The organism is Klebsiella sp. GB_Kp056 (genome assembly GCF_040064755.1).
In the GTDB taxonomy this organism is placed as follows: Bacteria; Pseudomonadota; Gammaproteobacteria; order Enterobacterales; family Enterobacteriaceae; genus Klebsiella; species Klebsiella quasipneumoniae.
Genome location: NZ_JBEAJA010000058.1, coordinates 1 through 15,178 on the forward strand (window position 1 = coordinate 1; position 15,178 = coordinate 15,178).

Annotated in this window: 15 protein-coding genes; 7 read left to right on the plus strand and 8 right to left on the minus strand. The window is 59.4% G+C overall.

The features are described from left to right. Positions 1-184 precede the first annotated feature (184 nt). The 4 genes from phnE (ABLV52_RS19390) to phnC form a co-directional block, all read right to left on the minus strand. Complete coding sequence (gene phnE / locus ABLV52_RS19390; protein WP_032453207.1) at positions 185-1,069, minus strand: phosphonate ABC transporter, permease protein PhnE; 885 nt, start codon at positions 1,067-1,069, stop codon at positions 185-187. After that, positions 1,066-1,938 carry a phosphonate ABC transporter, permease protein PhnE gene (phnE, locus tag ABLV52_RS19395; RefSeq protein ID WP_023288541.1) on the minus strand — a complete coding sequence of 291 codons (873 nt, stop codon included), beginning with the start codon at positions 1,936-1,938 and terminating at the stop codon, positions 1,066-1,068. Before phnE (ABLV52_RS19395) ends, phnE (ABLV52_RS19390) begins: the two co-directional genes overlap by 4 nt. Positions 1,939-2,004: 66 nt before the next feature. Next, entirely contained in the window at positions 2,005-2,943 is a 939-nt protein-coding gene (gene phnD / locus ABLV52_RS19400; RefSeq protein ID WP_032428601.1) for a phosphonate ABC transporter substrate-binding protein, read from the minus strand. A gap of 22 nt (positions 2,944-2,965) precedes the next feature. Beyond that, on the minus strand, positions 2,966-3,808 hold the full coding sequence (phnC, locus tag ABLV52_RS19405; protein ID WP_064155221.1) for a phosphonate ABC transporter ATP-binding protein: 843 nt from the start codon (positions 3,806-3,808) through the stop codon (positions 2,966-2,968). A gap of 901 nt (positions 3,809-4,709) precedes the next feature. Here phnC and ABLV52_RS19410 point away from each other — a divergent pair. The 6 genes from ABLV52_RS19410 (at position 4,710) to ABLV52_RS19435 (ending at position 11,503) form a co-directional block, all read left to right on the plus strand. Continuing rightward, complete coding sequence (locus tag ABLV52_RS19410; protein ID WP_023288544.1) at positions 4,710-5,252, plus strand: helix-turn-helix transcriptional regulator; 543 nt, start codon at positions 4,710-4,712, stop codon at positions 5,250-5,252. Between the two features lie 73 nt (positions 5,253-5,325). After that, positions 5,326-5,913, plus strand: coding sequence for a common pilus major fimbrillin subunit EcpA (gene ecpA / locus ABLV52_RS19415; RefSeq protein ID WP_023288545.1), 588 nt, complete (start codon positions 5,326-5,328; stop codon positions 5,911-5,913). A gap of 58 nt (positions 5,914-5,971) precedes the next feature. Beyond that, positions 5,972-6,640, plus strand: a complete 669-nt coding sequence (locus tag ABLV52_RS19420; protein ID WP_048296805.1) for a hypothetical protein — start codon at positions 5,972-5,974, stop codon at positions 6,638-6,640. A 25-nt stretch (positions 6,641-6,665) separates the two neighbouring features. After that, on the plus strand, positions 6,666-9,191 hold the full coding sequence (locus ABLV52_RS19425; RefSeq protein WP_348890834.1) for a CS1-pili formation C-terminal domain-containing protein: 2,526 nt from the start codon (positions 6,666-6,668) through the stop codon (positions 9,189-9,191). Beyond that, positions 9,181-10,824 carry a fimbrial adhesin EcpD gene (ecpD, locus tag ABLV52_RS19430; protein WP_044521199.1) on the plus strand — a complete coding sequence of 548 codons (1,644 nt, stop codon included), beginning with the start codon at positions 9,181-9,183 and terminating at the stop codon, positions 10,822-10,824. Before ABLV52_RS19425 ends, ecpD begins: the two co-directional genes overlap by 11 nt. Beyond that, a complete protein-coding gene (locus ABLV52_RS19435) occupies positions 10,793-11,503 on the plus strand; it encodes a fimbria/pilus periplasmic chaperone (RefSeq protein WP_348890835.1) in 711 nt (236 codons plus the stop codon). The genes ecpD and ABLV52_RS19435 overlap by 32 nt, the downstream gene beginning before the upstream one ends. Positions 11,504-11,506: 3 nt before the next feature. On the opposite strand, the gene ABLV52_RS19440 is transcribed toward ABLV52_RS19435, so the two are convergent. The 4 genes from ABLV52_RS19440 to ABLV52_RS19455 are packed head-to-tail and all read right to left on the minus strand — an operon-like array spanning position 11,507 to position 14,564. Continuing rightward, entirely contained in the window at positions 11,507-12,196 is a 690-nt protein-coding gene (locus tag ABLV52_RS19440) for an amino acid ABC transporter permease (RefSeq protein WP_044521205.1), read from the minus strand. Further along, entirely contained in the window at positions 12,186-12,938 is a 753-nt protein-coding gene (locus tag ABLV52_RS19445; RefSeq protein WP_044521207.1) for an amino acid ABC transporter permease, read from the minus strand. Before ABLV52_RS19445 ends, ABLV52_RS19440 begins: the two co-directional genes overlap by 11 nt. Further along, entirely contained in the window at positions 12,935-13,753 is an 819-nt protein-coding gene (locus ABLV52_RS19450; protein ID WP_348890836.1) for an amino acid ABC transporter ATP-binding protein, read from the minus strand. The genes ABLV52_RS19445 and ABLV52_RS19450 overlap by 4 nt, the downstream gene beginning before the upstream one ends. 1 nt (position 13,754) lies before the next feature. Next, positions 13,755-14,564 (minus strand): ABC transporter substrate-binding protein, encoded by an 810-nt coding sequence (locus tag ABLV52_RS19455; RefSeq protein ID WP_002890106.1) that lies wholly within the window; start codon positions 14,562-14,564, stop codon positions 13,755-13,757. 329 nt (positions 14,565-14,893) lie between these two features. Between ABLV52_RS19455 and ABLV52_RS19460 the strand changes: the two genes are divergently transcribed. Next, a complete protein-coding gene (locus ABLV52_RS19460) occupies positions 14,894-15,064 on the plus strand; it encodes a hypothetical protein (RefSeq protein ID WP_002890108.1) in 171 nt (56 codons plus the stop codon). Positions 15,065-15,178 lie beyond the last annotated feature (114 nt).

A 15,178-nucleotide genomic window follows, 5' to 3' on the forward strand; every position in this document is an offset into this window, starting at 1 on the left:
GTGTGAGCCTGTGAGAGGAACTTGTAGGCCGGGTAAGGCGCAGCCGCCACCCGGCGAAATCAAGGGTACCGCGCCTGGCGTCTCGCCCGGCGGCGCTGCGCTTGCGCGGGCCTACGGGGTGTGAGCCTGTGAGAGGATCCTCCAGGCCGGGTAAGGCGCAGCCGCCACCCGGCACAAAGGCGCGCTAGCGTTCCTCCTGATACAGCGGCACTACGGCGCCGCCGATATAGCGACGGCGCAGCCAGGCGGAGAGGGTGTCCATGATCATCACCACCGCCACCAGCAGCAGCGTGATAAACATCACCACATCCCAGTTCCACAGGCGCATATTCTCGGCATAGATAAGCCCGATACCGCCGGCGCCGACGAAGCCCAGCACCGCCGCGGAGCGGGTGTTGGATTCAATCTGGTACAGGCTCAGCGCGAGGAAGGTCGGGAACGACTGGGTAAAAATGCCAAAACGATGCTTTTGCAGGCCGTTCGCGCCCACGGCGGTCAGCCCGCGCCCGGGGGAGCGGTCCACGGCTTCGTGTCCTTCCGCGTACAGCCGTCCCAGCAGACCGGTGTCCTGCATGATGATCGCCAGCACCCCGGCCAGCGGCCCGAGGCCTACCGCGCGCACGAAAATCAGCCCCCAGATAGCCATGTCGATCCCGCGCAGCACATCAAACAGGCGGCGCATCAGCAGGGCGAGGGTCCCCAGCACCACGCCGCGCATGATGTTGCGGGCGGCGAAGAAGGAGAGCAGCAGCGCCAGCACCGTGGCGGTGAGCGTCCCGGCGAAGACGATAGCCAGGGTAATGCCGATTTGCGTGAAGTAATAGCCAAACGGCCAGTTCCAGAAGTCGTGCCAGACGAACATCCGCGCCAGATAGCGGCCAATCTGCTGCAGGCCGGTGGTCAGCTGTTCGCCGCTGATGCCGAACTGCAGAAAAAACCAGACGTAATAGAGCACGCAGGCCAGCGCCACCAGCCCGACGTAGCGCAGGTAGCGCCCCTGGACCTGATAGAGCTGTTTATGCTGCCGACGGCTGGCGGCGATATCCGGTTGCATGTGCCAGACGCTCATTTCTTACCCTCCAGTACCCACAGGCGCAGACGACCGGACAGCATGTCCAGCGCCGACACCACCAGAATGATCAGCAACAGGGTGATGCTCACCTGATCGTAACGGTCGAGCTTGATGTTGGTCATCAGCTCCTGGCCGATGCCGCCCGCGCCCACCAGCCCGAGAATGGTCGACGAGCGGAAGTTGATTTCAAGCCGCATAAAGCCGTAGGAGAGAAACAGCGGTTTCACCTGCGGCCACAGGGCGAAGCGAATTTTCTGCAGCGGCGATGCGCCGCAAGCCGCCAGGCCGCGTACCGGTTTGTTTTGCGCGCTTTCCACCGCCTCGTAGAACAGTTTGGTCAGACTGCCGACGGTATGCAGCATGAGCGCCAGAAAGCCTGGGATCGCGCCGATGCCGAACGCCATCACAAAGATCACCGCCCACGCCAGCTCGGGCATGGTGCGCAAAAACGCCACCAGCACGCGAATGGCAAAGCGCACCGGCGCCGGGGACCAGGCGTTATTGGCGGCGAGAAACGCGAAAACCGTGGCAATGGCGACCGCCACCAGGGTTGAGGCCAGCGCCAGCTGCAGGGTTTCCCAGATCAGCGGCAGCTGGATCGGCAGGCGATAGCCCCACCAGGCCAGCGACCCTTTGGTCTGCACGTCGGCGAACAGGTTGCCGGCGCTCAGGGGCGGAATAGTCTCTGCCATATAGTCCAGGAAGTGGGGCAGCGAGTGCCAGATAGTCAGCAGATTAAATTCCGCGGCGCTGCCGGCGGCAAAATAGAGCGCCAGCAACAGCAGCGACCAGCAGACGGCATCGCGCTTTTGCCGCGAGCGTACCTGCTGGTAATAGCGTTCAAATTCGATGTGGGTCGTCTTCATGCGTCGGGGATCTTCAACGTAGCGCCGCCGCTCACCTCAGGGCAAGCCGGCGGCGTTGAGGCAGGATTAACGCGCGCTCACCAGCTCGCGTTTCATATCGATAATCTGCTGGAAATCAGCCACGCTGCCCGGGCCGATGTGCTGCGTACCGCCCATCGCTTTGATAAAGCAGGCGTGATCCTCAGTATCCAGTTTTTTCACCGCCGCCACGACCTTCGCCTTAAAGTCCGCCGGCAGCGCATTGCTCACCAGGATCGGGCCGTTCGGGATCAGCGGCGATTGCCAGATAATGCGGATCTGCTTCATCAGATCCGGATGATCCATGCGAATCAGGCGGTTGAACGCGCCCGTGGTGTAGCCGGTGTTGTAATCGCCAACCATCGAGGCCCAGGTCACCGCCCCCGCGAACTGGCCATTCAGCACGCCGAGGATGTCCTGCTCGTGGCCACCGGAGAAGGTGACGCTGGAGAAGGTGTTGTTGTATTTGTTGTCGGCGTTGCCGCCAAATTTTTCTTTAAACGCATGGTTAGGGATCAGATACCCGGAAGTGGAATCCGGGTCGGCGAAGCCAAAGGCTTTGCCTTTTAAATCGTCCAGCGTTTTATACGGGGAGTCGGCTTTGACAATCACCACCGAGTGATAGCCGCGAGACTGATCTTTGTCGTCCACGGCGATGCCGACGATATCCACCGCTTTCGGGTTGTTAAGATAAACCGAGGCGTAAGAGGAGGGGGACATGCTCAGCACCACGTCGACTTTACCCCCCAGCAGACCCTGAATCACCCCGGAATAGTCGGAAGAGTTACGCAGTTTGGTATCCACGTTCAGCTCTTTATCGAGGAAGGTCTTCACGCACTGGTTATCGCCGATTTGCTGGGTGGCGTTCTGGCCGCCGAGAATGCCCAGATTCAGCTCTTTCGGCTGTGCCGCCGCTGCCTGCCATGCCATCATCATGCCCGCGACCATTGCGGATAAACGAACTGCGCCAGTCATATATTTTTTCATTATCTTGCCCGTGTGAGTGAAATTAATGCAATTGGCTAACGTCATCGCCGTACAGCTGCTGCAGTACATCCTGCGTCAGCCGGGCGGGGTGATCGTCAAAAATAAGCTGTCCGTTGGCGACGCCGATAACCCGGGTGCAGTAGGTCCTGACCAGCTCCACCGAATGCAGGTTGACCATCACGCTGATGCCCTGCTCGCTAATCTCGCGCAGCACATCCATGATGCGCTGAGTGTTTTTCGGATCCAGCGAGGCGACAGGCTCGTCGGCGAGCAAGATCCCGGGGTTTTGCATCAGCGCCCGGCAAATCGCCACCCGCTGCATCTGCCCGCCGGAGAGGTTCTCCGCCCGCTGCAGCGCGTGCGGCAGCATGTTCATCCATTCAAGCAGCGCAATGGCGCGCGCCCGGTCGGCTGCGGGAAAGATTTTAAACAGCGATTTCAGGGTTGAAGTCTGGCTGAGGCGGCCCAGCAGAACGTTGGTGAGCACGTCGAGGCGCGGCACCAGGCAGAAGTCCTGAAAGATCATCCCGCAGTGGCTGCGCCAGGCGTTGAGCGCGCGGCCTTTCAGCCGGGAGACATCGTGCGGGGTACCGACTTCCGGGTAGCTAAGAATTTCGCCGCCGCTGGCGCTGTGGGTGCCATTGAGAACATGCAGGAGCGTCGATTTACCGGCGCCGGAGCGACCAATAACCCCGACCATTTCACCGGCGTGCAGATCAAAGCTGATGCCGTCCAGCACCTTGTGCTGAGCCTCGTAGGCTTTACTCAGGTTACGCACGCTTAAGACCTTCCGCTGCCGGCCGGCATTGAGATCGGTGAACGGCTGGAAATCAGTTTCGGCCACCGCGGCAAGAGAGCTGTTCATAAGAGTGTCCAGGTTCGTCATTAACTGGCCACTATTAATAGGTCTTTATGTGAAATTTCGATGACGGTATTGCGAACAAACCGTGAACAGGCGGGAAAGGGCGGCGGTGAGCGGTCCACCCGCGCGCGCGGCGCGCTGGCAATGTTGCCGATCACGGCACCCTCGGCCCCCGGTCCACCCGCGCGCGCGTGGCGCGCTGGCGAAGCGCCGAAAAGCGGCTATGCTTTCGGGGGCGCGGAGACAGGCGCCCCTTGACGGCCGGAACCCTCGTCAATCTTCGCTTAATCTTGCTGATGAGAACTGTTATATCGAATAGATAATGCGTCTGCCTTTGTTTAGCATTCAACATTCCCCAGGTATTAACATATACATAACTATTTTGTGCGGCAGGTTAATCTATTCATGAGTCTTATGTGTTGGTGAATCATCCTGGTTGTTGCTTCTTTTTGGATTTATATTCTTTATTTTTTAATAAATTTGGTTTATTCGACAACTTCATTCTGCCCTCCATTAAGAATATTCCTAACATAATAGGGTGAAGATCCTGGGTAATATAAAATTCAGCTAAGAATCGACGGTAATATTGCCAATAACCTTATGAAAATAAATGTCTTTTTTCTTCCCTCAAAAAAACGATATTTTCAGTTTTTGTAAATATTGACCTGGGCGCGAAATTCATTGCCTTTCCGCATGTTGACACTCTATAGGAAAAAACTTAAATTCAACGCCAAGCAGAAAATAATTATAGTTTAACCCCGCTTATCCAATATTGATAGGTAATGCGTGTCTTATTTAATGGCGATTTATTAAAGGAATGGAATACGCCAGTTAACTTTATAGGCCTGGCAAGCAGTGAAGTTGTAAAAATGATTACTTCAAGGACTATGAGGTTAAAAACTATATGGAATATAAAAGCTGTTCCGATAAGTATATTTGGTCTGCCCATGACTCCTACTTCTATAAAGGATTATCCGAACTGATTGTAGATATCGACGAATTAATTTATCTGTCGCTAGAGAAAATCAGAAGAGATTTCGTGTTTATCAATCTCAATACGGCTTCGTTAAACGAATTTATCAGGCGCGACAGCGAATGGCTATCCGCGGTAAAGGGGAAACAGGTCGTATTAATTGCGGCCAGAAAGTCAGAGGCCTTAGCGAATTACTGGTATTACAATAGCGATATTCGCGGCGTGGTATATGTTGGCCTGAGTCGCGATATTCGAAAAGAGCTGGCCTATGTGATTAATGGCAGGTTTCTCCGTAAAGATATTAAGAAAGATAAAATTACAGACCGGGAAATGAAAATTATCCGCATGACCGCCCAGGGCATGCAGCCGAAATCGATCGCCAGAATTGAAAATTGTAGCGTGAAGACAGTGTATACCCATCGGCGCAATGCTGAGGCCAAGCTGTATTCCAAAATATATAAGTTAGTTCAGTAACACCCAGGCAAGTTAATTTTTGAATGGTTCACCGGGACATCATGTCCTTAATTCAACTCAGGAAGAAAAAGCGATGAAAAAAAAGGTTCTGGCAATAGCTCTGGTAACGGCGTTTACCGGTATGGGTGTGGCGCAGGCTGCTGACGTAACGGCTCAGGCTGTAGCGACCTGGTCTGCGACCGCCAAAAAAGACACCACCAGCAAACTGGTCGTCACCCCGCTCGGCAGCCTGGCGTTCCAGTATGCCGAAGGCGTGAAAGGTTTTAACTCACAGAAAGGTCTGTTTGACGTGGCAATTGAGGGTGACGCAACGGCGACCGCCTTTAAGCTGACCTCGCGTCTTATCACCAACACCTTAACCCAGCTGGATACCTCCGGCTCCACGCTGAGCGTGGGCGTGGATTATAACGGCGCAGCGGTGGAAAAAACCGGTGATACCGTGATGATCGATACCGCCAACAACATTCTGGGCGGCAACCTCAGCGCGCTGGCTAATGGCTACAACGCCAGCGGTCGCACCACCGCGCAGGATGGTTTCACCTTCTCTATCATCAGCGGCACCACTGACGGCACCACCGCCGTGACCGATTACAGCACCTTGCCGGAAGGGATCTGGAGCGGCGACGTTAGCGTCCAGTTCGACGCCACCTGGACCAGCTGATCCTTCTGATGCACCAGCAGGGGGGGCTCCCCCTGCTTTTTTCACGGACGGAATTGTTATGAAAAAGCACCTTCTGGCCCTCGGGCTGCTGCTTGCCGGAGTATCGCCGGCGCAGGCGCTGGATGTCGGCGATATCTCATCTTTTATGAACAGCGGCAGCAGCACGCTGAGCAAAACGATCAAGAACAGCACCGACAGCGGCCGGCTGATCAATATCCATCTCGAACGGCTCTCTTCCCCGCTGGATGACGGACAGGTTATCCCGATGGATAAACCGGATGAGGTGCTGCTCACTCCCGCCAGCCTGCTGTTACCCGCCCAGGCCAGCGATGTGATCCGCTTCTTCTACAAAGGCCCGGCGGATGACAAAGAGCGCTACTACCGCATTGTCTGGTTCGACCAGGCGCTCAGCGATGCCCAGCGCGATAACGCCACCCGCAGCGCGGTGGCCACCGCTTCCGCCCGCATCGGCACCATCCTGGTGGTGGCGCCCCGGCAGGTGAACTACCGCTTTCAGTACGCCAACGGCTCCCTGACCAACACCGGGAACGCGACGCTGCGGATCCTCGCCTACGGCCCTTGCCTGAAGACCGCCGAGGGTAAGGAGTGTAAAGAGAACTACTACCTGATGCCGGGTAAATCACGCCGATTTACGCGCGTGGACACGGCGGATAAAAAAGGACGGGTTGCGCTTTGGCAGGGTGAGCAGTTTGTTCCCGTGAAATAGACAGCTGTGCAGATGGATAACGACGATGCCTCTACAACGGATTTCCCCAGGACTGAAAACACGGCTTGCCTTCGGCATGTTTTTTTTGTTCGTTCAGCCCGACGCCAGCGCGGCTGCCCCAGGGGCGCAGCAGATTGGCGGGGTGATTATTCCGCAGGCCTTCAGCCAGGCGCTGCAGGACGGCATGAGCGTTCCTCTCTATATTCATCTTGCCGGCAGCCAGGACACCCGGGACGATCAGCGGATCGGCAGCGCCTTTATCTGGCTGGACGGCGGCCAGCTGCGCGTTCGGCAGATCCGGCTGGAGGACAATGAGGGTAACGCCAGCGTCAGCGAACAGACCCGCCAGCAGCTGACTGGCCTCGCCAACGCCCCGTTCAGCGAGGCGCTCACCATCACGCTGACCGACAGCGCGCAGCTGGATCTCAGCCTGCGCCAGCTGCTGCTGCAGCTGGTGGTCAAGCGCGAGGCGCTGGGCACCGTGCTGCGCTCGCGCAGCGAAGACATCGGCCAGTCGAGCGTCAACGCCCTCAGCAGCAACCTGAGCTATAACCTCGGCGTCTATAACAACCAGATGCGCAACGGCGGGAGCAACACCTCCAGCTATCTGTCGCTGAACAACGTCACGGCGCTGCGTGAGCATCATGTGGTGCTCGACGGCTCGCTGTACGGGATCGGCAGCGGTCAGCAGGACAGTGAATTATATAAGGCCATGTATGAACGCGATTTCGCCGGCCACCGCTTTGCCGGCGGGATGCTTGACACCTGGAACCTGCAGTCCCTGGGGCCGATGACCGCTATTTCGGCGGGCAAGATTTACGGCCTTTCCTGGGGGAACCAGGCCAGCTCCACCGTCTTCGACAACAGCCAGTCCGCCACGCCGGTGATCGCCTTTCTGCCGGCGGCGGGCGAGGTGCATCTCACTCGTGACGGCCGGTTGCTGAGCGTCCAGAACTTCGCCATGGGGAACCATGAAGTGGATACCCGCGGCCTGCCGTACGGTATTTACGACGTGGAGGTCGAGGTGATCGTCAACGGGCGGGTGGTCAGCAAACGCACCCAGCGGGTCAATAAGCTGTTCAGCCGGGGACGCGGCGCCGGCGCGCCGCTGGCGTGGCAGGTGTGGGGCGGCAGTTTTCATATGGATCGCTGGTCGGAGAGCGGGAAAAAGACCCGGCCGGCGAAAGAGAGCTGGCTGGCGGGCCTCTCGGCCTCCGGGTCGCTCAGCACCCTGAGCTGGGCGGCAACGGGCTATGGCTACGACAACCAGGCGGTGGGAGAAACCCGCCTGACGCTGCCGCTGGGCGAGTCGATCAACGTTAACCTGCAAAATATGCTGGCCAGCGACAGCTCGTGGAGCAGCGTCGGCAGCATCAGCGCCACGCTGCCGGGGGGCTTTAGTTCAGTGTGGGTCAACCAGGAGAGAACCCGCATTGGCGATCAGTTGCGGCGCAGCGATGCCGACAACCGGGCGATCGGCGGCACCCTCAACCTCAACGCGCTGTGGTCGAAGCTGGGGACGTTCAGCGTCAGCTACAACGATGACCGTCGCTACAACAGCCATTACTACACCGCGGATTACTATCAGACGGTCTACAGCGGCGCCTTTGGCTCGCTCGGCCTGCGGGCGGGGATCCAGCGCTATAACAATGGCGACAGCAGCGCCAACACCGGGAAATATATCGCCCTCGATCTGTCGCTGCCGCTGGGCAACTGGTTCAGCGCCGGGATGACCCATCAGAACGGCTACACCATGGCTAACCTCTCAGCGCGCAAGCAGTTTGATGAAGGCACCATTCGCACCATCGGCGCCAATCTGTCGCGGGCCATCTCCGGCGACACCGGGGATGACAAAACCCTCAGCGGCGGGGCGTATGCCCAGTTCGACGCCCGCTACGCCAGCGGCACGCTGAACGTTAACAGCGCGGCGGACGGCTACGTCAACACCAACCTCACCGCCAGCGGCAGCGTCGGCTGGCAGGGCAAAAACATCGCCGCCAGCGGACGAACCGACGGCAACGCCGGGGTGATCTTCAACACCGGGCTGGAGGATGACGGTCAGATAAGCGCCAGGGTCAACGGGCGGATCTTCCCGCTCAGCGGCAAGCGTAACTATCTGCCGCTCTCTCCCTATGGCCGCTATGAGGTGGAGCTGCAAAACAGCAAAAACTCGCTCGACAGTTACGACATCGTCAGCGGGCGTAAGAGTCATCTGACCCTCTATCCCGGCAACGTGGCGGTGATTGAGCCTGAGGTGAAGCAGATGGTCACCGTCTCCGGTCGTATTCGGGCGGAAGACGGCACGCTGCTGGCGAATGCGCGGATTAACAACCATATCGGCCGTACCCGCACCGATGAAAACGGCGAGTTTGTCATGGATGTGGATAAGAAATACCCCACGATCGATTTCAGCTACGGCGGCAATAAAACCTGCGAAGTGGCGCTGGAGCTCAGCCAGGCGCGCGGCGCCGTCTGGGTGGGGGATGTGGTTTGCAGCGGCTTCTCGTCGTGGGCGGCGGCGCAGCAGACAGGAGAAGAGAATGAAAGTTAACCCCTTAATCGCCCTGGCGATCCTCGCGCTGCTCTGGCCGGCGGCCGCGCTCAGGGCGGCGGTGTCGAAGACCACCTGGTCGGATGCGCCGGCGCGCGAGTTTGTGTTTGTGGAAAACAACTCCGACGACAACTTTTTCGTCACCCCCGGCGGGGCGCTGGATCCGCGCATGACCGGCGCCAACCGCTGGACCGGCTTAAAATACACCGGCTCCGGGACCATCTATCAGCAGAGTCTCGGCTATATCGATAACGGCTACAACACCGGGCTCAATGCCAACTGGAAGTTTGATATGTGGCTGGAAAACTCGCCGGTTTCGCACCCTTTAACCGGCCTGCGCTGCATCAACTGGTACGCCGGATGCGATATGGCCACCAGTCTGATCCTGCCGCAAACCACCGACGCCAGCGGGTTCTATGGCGCGACGGTGACCAGCGGCGGCGCGAAGTGGATGCACGGTATGATGTCGGACGCCTTCTATCAGTATCTGCAACAGATGCCGGTCGGCGGCAGCTTCACGATGACCATCAATGCCTGCCAGACCTCGGTGAACTACGACGCCAGCAGCGGCGCGCGCTGTAAAGATCAGGCCTCCGGCAACTGGTATGTGCGCAACGTCACCCACACCAAAGCCGCGAGCCTGCGGTTGATAAACACCCACTCGCTGGCGGAGGTGTTTATCAACAGCGATGGCGTGCCGACCCTCGGGGAAGGGAACGCCGACTGCCGGACGCAGACCATCGGCAGCCGCTCAGGATTAAGCTGTAAGATGGTTAACTATACCTTGCAGACCAATGGGTTAAGCAACACCTCGATCCATATTTTCCCGGCGATCGCCAACTCGTCGTTGGCCTCGGCCGTCGGGGCGTACGATATGCAGTTCAGCCTCAACGGCAGCTCATGGAAGCCGGTGAGCAATACCGCCTATTACTACACCTTCAACGAGATGAAGAGCTCAGACGCGATCTATGTGTTCTTCTCCAGCAACTTCTTTAAGCAGATGGTGAATCTCGGGATCAGCGATATCAATACCAAGGATCTGTTCAACTTTCGCTTCCAGAACACCACCTCGCCGGAGTCAGGCTGGTATGAGTTTTCCACCTCCAATACGCTGATTATCAAGCCCCGTGATTTCAGCATCAGCATTATCTCCGACGAATATACCTCGGCGCCGTCGCGGGAGGGGTATGTCGGCAGCGGCGAACCGGCGCTCGATTTCGGCTACATCGTCACCACCAGCGGTAAAACGGCCGCCGACGAAGTGCTGATCAAAGTGACCGGACCGGCGCAGGTGATTGGCGGGCGCTCCTACTGTCTCTTTAGCTCCGATGACGGTACGGCGAAAGTGCCGTTCCCGGCGACGCTCTCTTTTATCACCCGCAGCGGCGCGACGCAGACCTACGACGCCGGGTGCGATGACAGCTGGCGGGATATGACCGATGCGCTGTGGCTGACCACGCCGTGGACCGATATCTCCGGCGAAGTGGGGCAGATGGATAAGACCACGGTGAAATTCTCGATTCCGATGGATAACGCCATTTCGCTGCGGACGGTAGACGATAACGGCTGGTTTGGCGAAGTCAGCGCTTCAGGAGAGATTCATGTCCAGGCGACGTGGCGCAACATTAACTAAGGCCCTGCTGACGGTGGGCTGCTTGATGGTGGCTCCGCTGGCGCAGGCTATCTCGGTCGGCAACCTGACCTTTTCCCTGCCGGCTGAAGCGGATTTCGCCAGCAAACGGGTGGTCAACAACAATAAAAGCGCGCGGCTGTACCGCATCGCCGTCAGCGCCATCGATCGCCCGGGCGGCAGCGAAGTGCGCTCCCGGCCGGTGGATGGCGAGCTGCTGTTCGCCCCCCGTCAGCTGGCGCTGCAGGCCGGGGAGAGCGAATACTTCAAATTTTACTATCATGGCCCGCGGGACAACCGCGAGCGCTATTATCGGGTCTCGTTTCGCGAAATCCCCACCCGCAACCTGACGAGGCGCGGCCCGACCGGCGGCGAGGTCAGCATGGAGCCGGTGGTGGTGATGGATACCATTCTGGTGGTGCGCCCGCGCGAGGTGCAGTTTAAATGGTCTTTCGATAAGGTGGCCGGGACGGTGAGCAATACCGGCAATACCTGGTTTAAGCTGCTGATTAAGCCAGGATGCGATTCGACCGAAGAGGAGGGGGACGCGTGGTATCTGCGTCCCGGGGACGTGGTTCGCCAGCCGGCGCTGCGCCAGCCGGGGAACCACTATCTGGTCTATAACGACAAATTTATTAAGATCAGCGATACCTGCCCGCTGAAGCCCCGCCCCGCGGAGTGAACCTTACCCGGCGGCCGCGCGGCGGGTAAAGCGCCGGCTGGCCAGCAGGCTCAGACCGCAGCACAGCAGGTAGTACACCGCGCCGGTGAAGACGAAGATCGCCAGGGGATAGATCTGCACCCGGTTGTTGACCTGGCCGGCCACGGTGGTCAGCTCCGGGACGTTGACGATAAACGCCAGCGAAGTGTCCTTCAGCAGGCCGATAAAGATCCCCACCAGCGACGGCTGAACGTTGCGCAGCGCCTGCGGGAGCAGCACCAGGCGCAGCGTTTGCCCGGGGGCGAAGCCCTGGGTCAGCGCCGCCTCATACTGACCTTTCGGCAGCGACTGCAGCCCGGCCAGCACCGAGTGCATCACCGAGGCGGCGGTAAACCACGCCAGCGCCAGGGTCACGGTCACCGCGCCGGGCAGATCGCCGCCGGTCAGCATCGGCAGCAGATACCACAGCCAGAAGATGACAAATATCAGCGGGATGCCGCGGATAATTTCCGCCCACAGAAACAGCAGACGCCGCGTCAGCCCGCCGTAGCGCCAGGCCAGGCCCGCCAGCGCAATGCCTCCCGGCAGCGCCAGCAGCGTGGCGCCGATAGCCATCAGCAGGGTCAGGGCCACGCCGCCGGGCTGGCCCTCCGCCAGCCGGCCCCACAGCAGGTAATCAAGGTTATCGGCGATCACCGCCAGATTAGCGTTCATGTTGGGCGCTCCGTTGCAGTTTTCTTCCCGGGCCGAGACGCGTTAGCGCCACGCCCATCGCCACCCCCAGCGCCAGGTACAGCGCGGTGCCGACGGCAAAAGCCTCCAGGGCGTGCGCGTTATAGCTCTCAATCTGCCGCACCTGATAGGTCAGTTCCGCAAAGCCGATGCCGCTGGCCAGCGATGAGAGTTTCATCAGGTTGAGATACTGGCCGACAATCGGCTGCCAGGCGTTGGCCAACCCCTGCGGCAGGAGGATAAAGCGCAGCTCCTGCCACGGCGTAAAGCCCTGCGACAGCGCGGCTTCCCGCTGCCCGTGGCTGACGGCGCGCAGTCCGGAGGCGATCTCTTCCACCAGAAAGGCGGAGGTAAAAACCCCCAGCCCCCACATTGAGCAGAGGAACTCCGGCGTCAGCCACCAGACGTTGCCCGGCAAAATGGACCAGGCGTGTTCGTCGTTCACCACGTTCTTCACCGCCAGCGGCAGCAGATTCCAGGCGGCAAAGTACCAGAACAGCAGCTGGACCAGCAGCGGGGTATTGCGAAACAGCGAGACCCACGCGGCCACCAGCCCGCGCCCCGCGCGGCCGCCGCCGAGACGCAGGGCCAGCAGCAGAACCGCCAGCGCAGTGGCGAGCAGGATCCCGGCGACGCTGACCCAGACGGTGGTGAGAAAACCAGAGATAATCCATTGCAACGGCTGTCCGCTCAGGACGCCGTGCCAGTCAAGCATCGGCGTCACTCGAGGCTCTCCTGGTGCAGCGGATCCAGCACCTTCTGCAGAAAACGCCGCGCGCGGGCATGCTGCGGATGGGCGAAAAACTCAGCCGGCGGGGCGACCTCGAGAATGTCGCCGCCGTCGATAAACACCACCCGGTCGGCAATTTCGCGGGCAAACTGCATCTCGTGGGTCACCACCAGCATGGTGATCCCGCTGTGGGCGAGGTTTTTCATCACCTGCAGCACTTCGCCGATCATCTCCGGGTCGAGCGCTGAAGTGGGCTCATCGAACAGGATAATCTGCGGCGAGGAGGCCAGGGCGCGGGCGATCGCCACCCGCTGCTGCTGGCCGCCGGAGAGCTGCGCCGGCATCTGCTGCGCTTTCTCCTCCAGCCCGACCTGACGCAGCAGCGCCAGCGCCCGATCCTGTGCCGCGCTTTTTCCCCAGCCGTGGACGCGCTCCAGCGCCAACGTGATGTTCTCCTGCGCCGTCAGGTGGGCGTAAAGGTTGAATTGCTGGAAGACAAAGCCGACGCGGCTGCGCAGCTGGCGCAAGGCGCTGCCGCTCAGCCGGCTGGTGGGTTTGCCGTCGATCAGGATCTCGCCGCCGCTTAAGGATTCGAGCTGGTTGATCAGGCGGATCAGCGTCGATTTTCCCGATCCGGAAGGGCCGAGGATCGCCACTACTTCGCCGGGATCGACCTGCAGGTTGATGGCGTTAAGCACCTGATGATCGCCGTAGCGCTTGGCCACCTCACGAAAGGTAATGCTGGCGCGCTGCAGACGCGAAAAATCCGCGGCCGGAGCCGCGGAGTGGGAGAATAAACCCGAGAACATATTATTTCGCTTCTATGGTAAAGGCGCGCGGCTGCGGCGTTTTAGTGGCAGGGCCAAACCAGACATCGTAAATTTTCGCGGCTTCGCCGGTTTTCTCCAGCTTCACCAGCTCATCGTTGACGGCCTTCAGCAGGGCCGGTTCGCCTTTCTTCACCCCCACGCCAATCTCTTCTTTGCTGAGCAGGTCGGGCAGAATTTTAAACTTGGCTTTATCCGGCGCTTCCGCCAGCAGACCGGCAAGGATGGTGCTGTCCTGGGTGATGGCCTGGACGTTGCCGTTGCGCAGGGCGGTCAGGGCCAGCGGAATATCGTCATAGGAGAGGACGCGAGCCTGCGGGAAACGCTGGTGCAGCGCCTGTTCGCCGGTGGTGCCTTTCACCGCGCCGATGCGCGCTTTGCTGTACTCATCAAGCTTATCCGGAGAGCCGGCCGGCACGAGGAACTGCTGGCCGGTGACGAAATACGGCGTTGAGAAATCAATAACCTGGGCCCGCTCCGGGGTGATGGTAATGTCGGCGACGATCAGGTCGGCTTTGCCGGACTGCAGCAGCGGAATACGGTTGGCCGGATTAGTGGCCACCAGTTCGAGTTTGACGCCGAGCGCTTTCGCCAGCGCCTGGGCAAAGTCGACGTCGTAGCCGACGATATGGTGGGTTTTGGCGTCCACGGAGCCGAACGGCGGATTGGCGTCAAAGGTGGCGACTTTCACGACGCCGGCGGCTTTGATGTCAGCCAGCTGGTCGGCCTGCGCCTGCGAGGCGAGCAGCAGCATACCCAGCGCCAGTGCGATTTTTGTGGTTTTGTTGCGCATATTTTTTCCCCTGAATCCCTGTTTTGTTTTGTGGACATCACGCTCCCACACATTCCCCGTCGGCGGCAAAGAAGAAAAAATTCTTATCTATAACGAAAAAGAACTTAACAAACCTGTGGGTATTCTTTATGCGCTGGTAGCGTTTTACCGGCGCAGTCACGAGTGCCGAACGGCCCTCTTTCCCTCCGGAGAGAGGGTGAGGGTGACAGGACCGGGCGTAATATGCGCCAGCCAGGATTGCAAATTCGGAATTAATATTTCCCACGCCCGGCCAACTGTGGTTGAAATAGACCCAGGCGATTCGCTTCCCGACAGAGGAGAAAACGAAAGTGGCATTGTGGCAACGGTTAACGGGCTGGCTGGCTTTTTTGTCCAACGGTGAAGCCGGACAGCAAGATACTCAACGCGTCATGGAGGCGATCCTGCCGGTGGCCAGCCTCTACGGCGTGGACATTGGCAACGTGGAAACCCGGTGGTTCCGTCATGATAAGACATACTGAGCGACGCAGGACGCGAGAAGCCTACTGGAACGAGGTGTGCTTTGTGTAGCAAGAGACTGCCTGAGGTTGCGGCATCGCAGGAGGCGCCGCCGCAGCCCAGGCAGTTTTAACCCC

Coding starts and splice junctions, on each gene's coding strand:
- ecpD (WP_044521199.1), top strand. CDS start 9,181: ATGAAAGTTAACCCCTTAATCGCCCTGGCGATCCTCGCGCTGCTCTGG.
- phnE (WP_023288541.1), bottom strand. CDS start 1,938: ATGAAGACGACCCACATCGAATTTGAACGCTATTACCAGCAGGTACGC.
- ABLV52_RS19455 (WP_002890106.1), bottom strand. CDS start 14,564: ATGCGCAACAAAACCACAAAAATCGCACTGGCGCTGGGTATGCTGCTG.
- ABLV52_RS19420 (WP_048296805.1), top strand. CDS start 5,972: ATGAAAAAGCACCTTCTGGCCCTCGGGCTGCTGCTTGCCGGAGTATCG.
- phnD (WP_032428601.1), bottom strand. CDS start 2,943: ATGAAAAAATATATGACTGGCGCAGTTCGTTTATCCGCAATGGTCGCG.
- ABLV52_RS19435 (WP_348890835.1), top strand. CDS start 10,793: ATGTCCAGGCGACGTGGCGCAACATTAACTAAGGCCCTGCTGACGGTG.
- ABLV52_RS19410 (WP_023288544.1), top strand. CDS start 4,710: ATGGAATATAAAAGCTGTTCCGATAAGTATATTTGGTCTGCCCATGAC.
- ecpA (WP_023288545.1), top strand. CDS start 5,326: ATGAAAAAAAAGGTTCTGGCAATAGCTCTGGTAACGGCGTTTACCGGT.
- ABLV52_RS19440 (WP_044521205.1), bottom strand. CDS start 12,196: ATGAACGCTAATCTGGCGGTGATCGCCGATAACCTTGATTACCTGCTG.
- ABLV52_RS19450 (WP_348890836.1), bottom strand. CDS start 13,753: ATGTTCTCGGGTTTATTCTCCCACTCCGCGGCTCCGGCCGCGGATTTT.
- ABLV52_RS19425 (WP_348890834.1), top strand. CDS start 6,666: ATGCCTCTACAACGGATTTCCCCAGGACTGAAAACACGGCTTGCCTTC.
- phnC (WP_064155221.1), bottom strand. CDS start 3,808: ATGAACAGCTCTCTTGCCGCGGTGGCCGAAACTGATTTCCAGCCGTTC.
- phnE (WP_032453207.1), bottom strand. CDS start 1,069: ATGAGCGTCTGGCACATGCAACCGGATATCGCCGCCAGCCGTCGGCAG.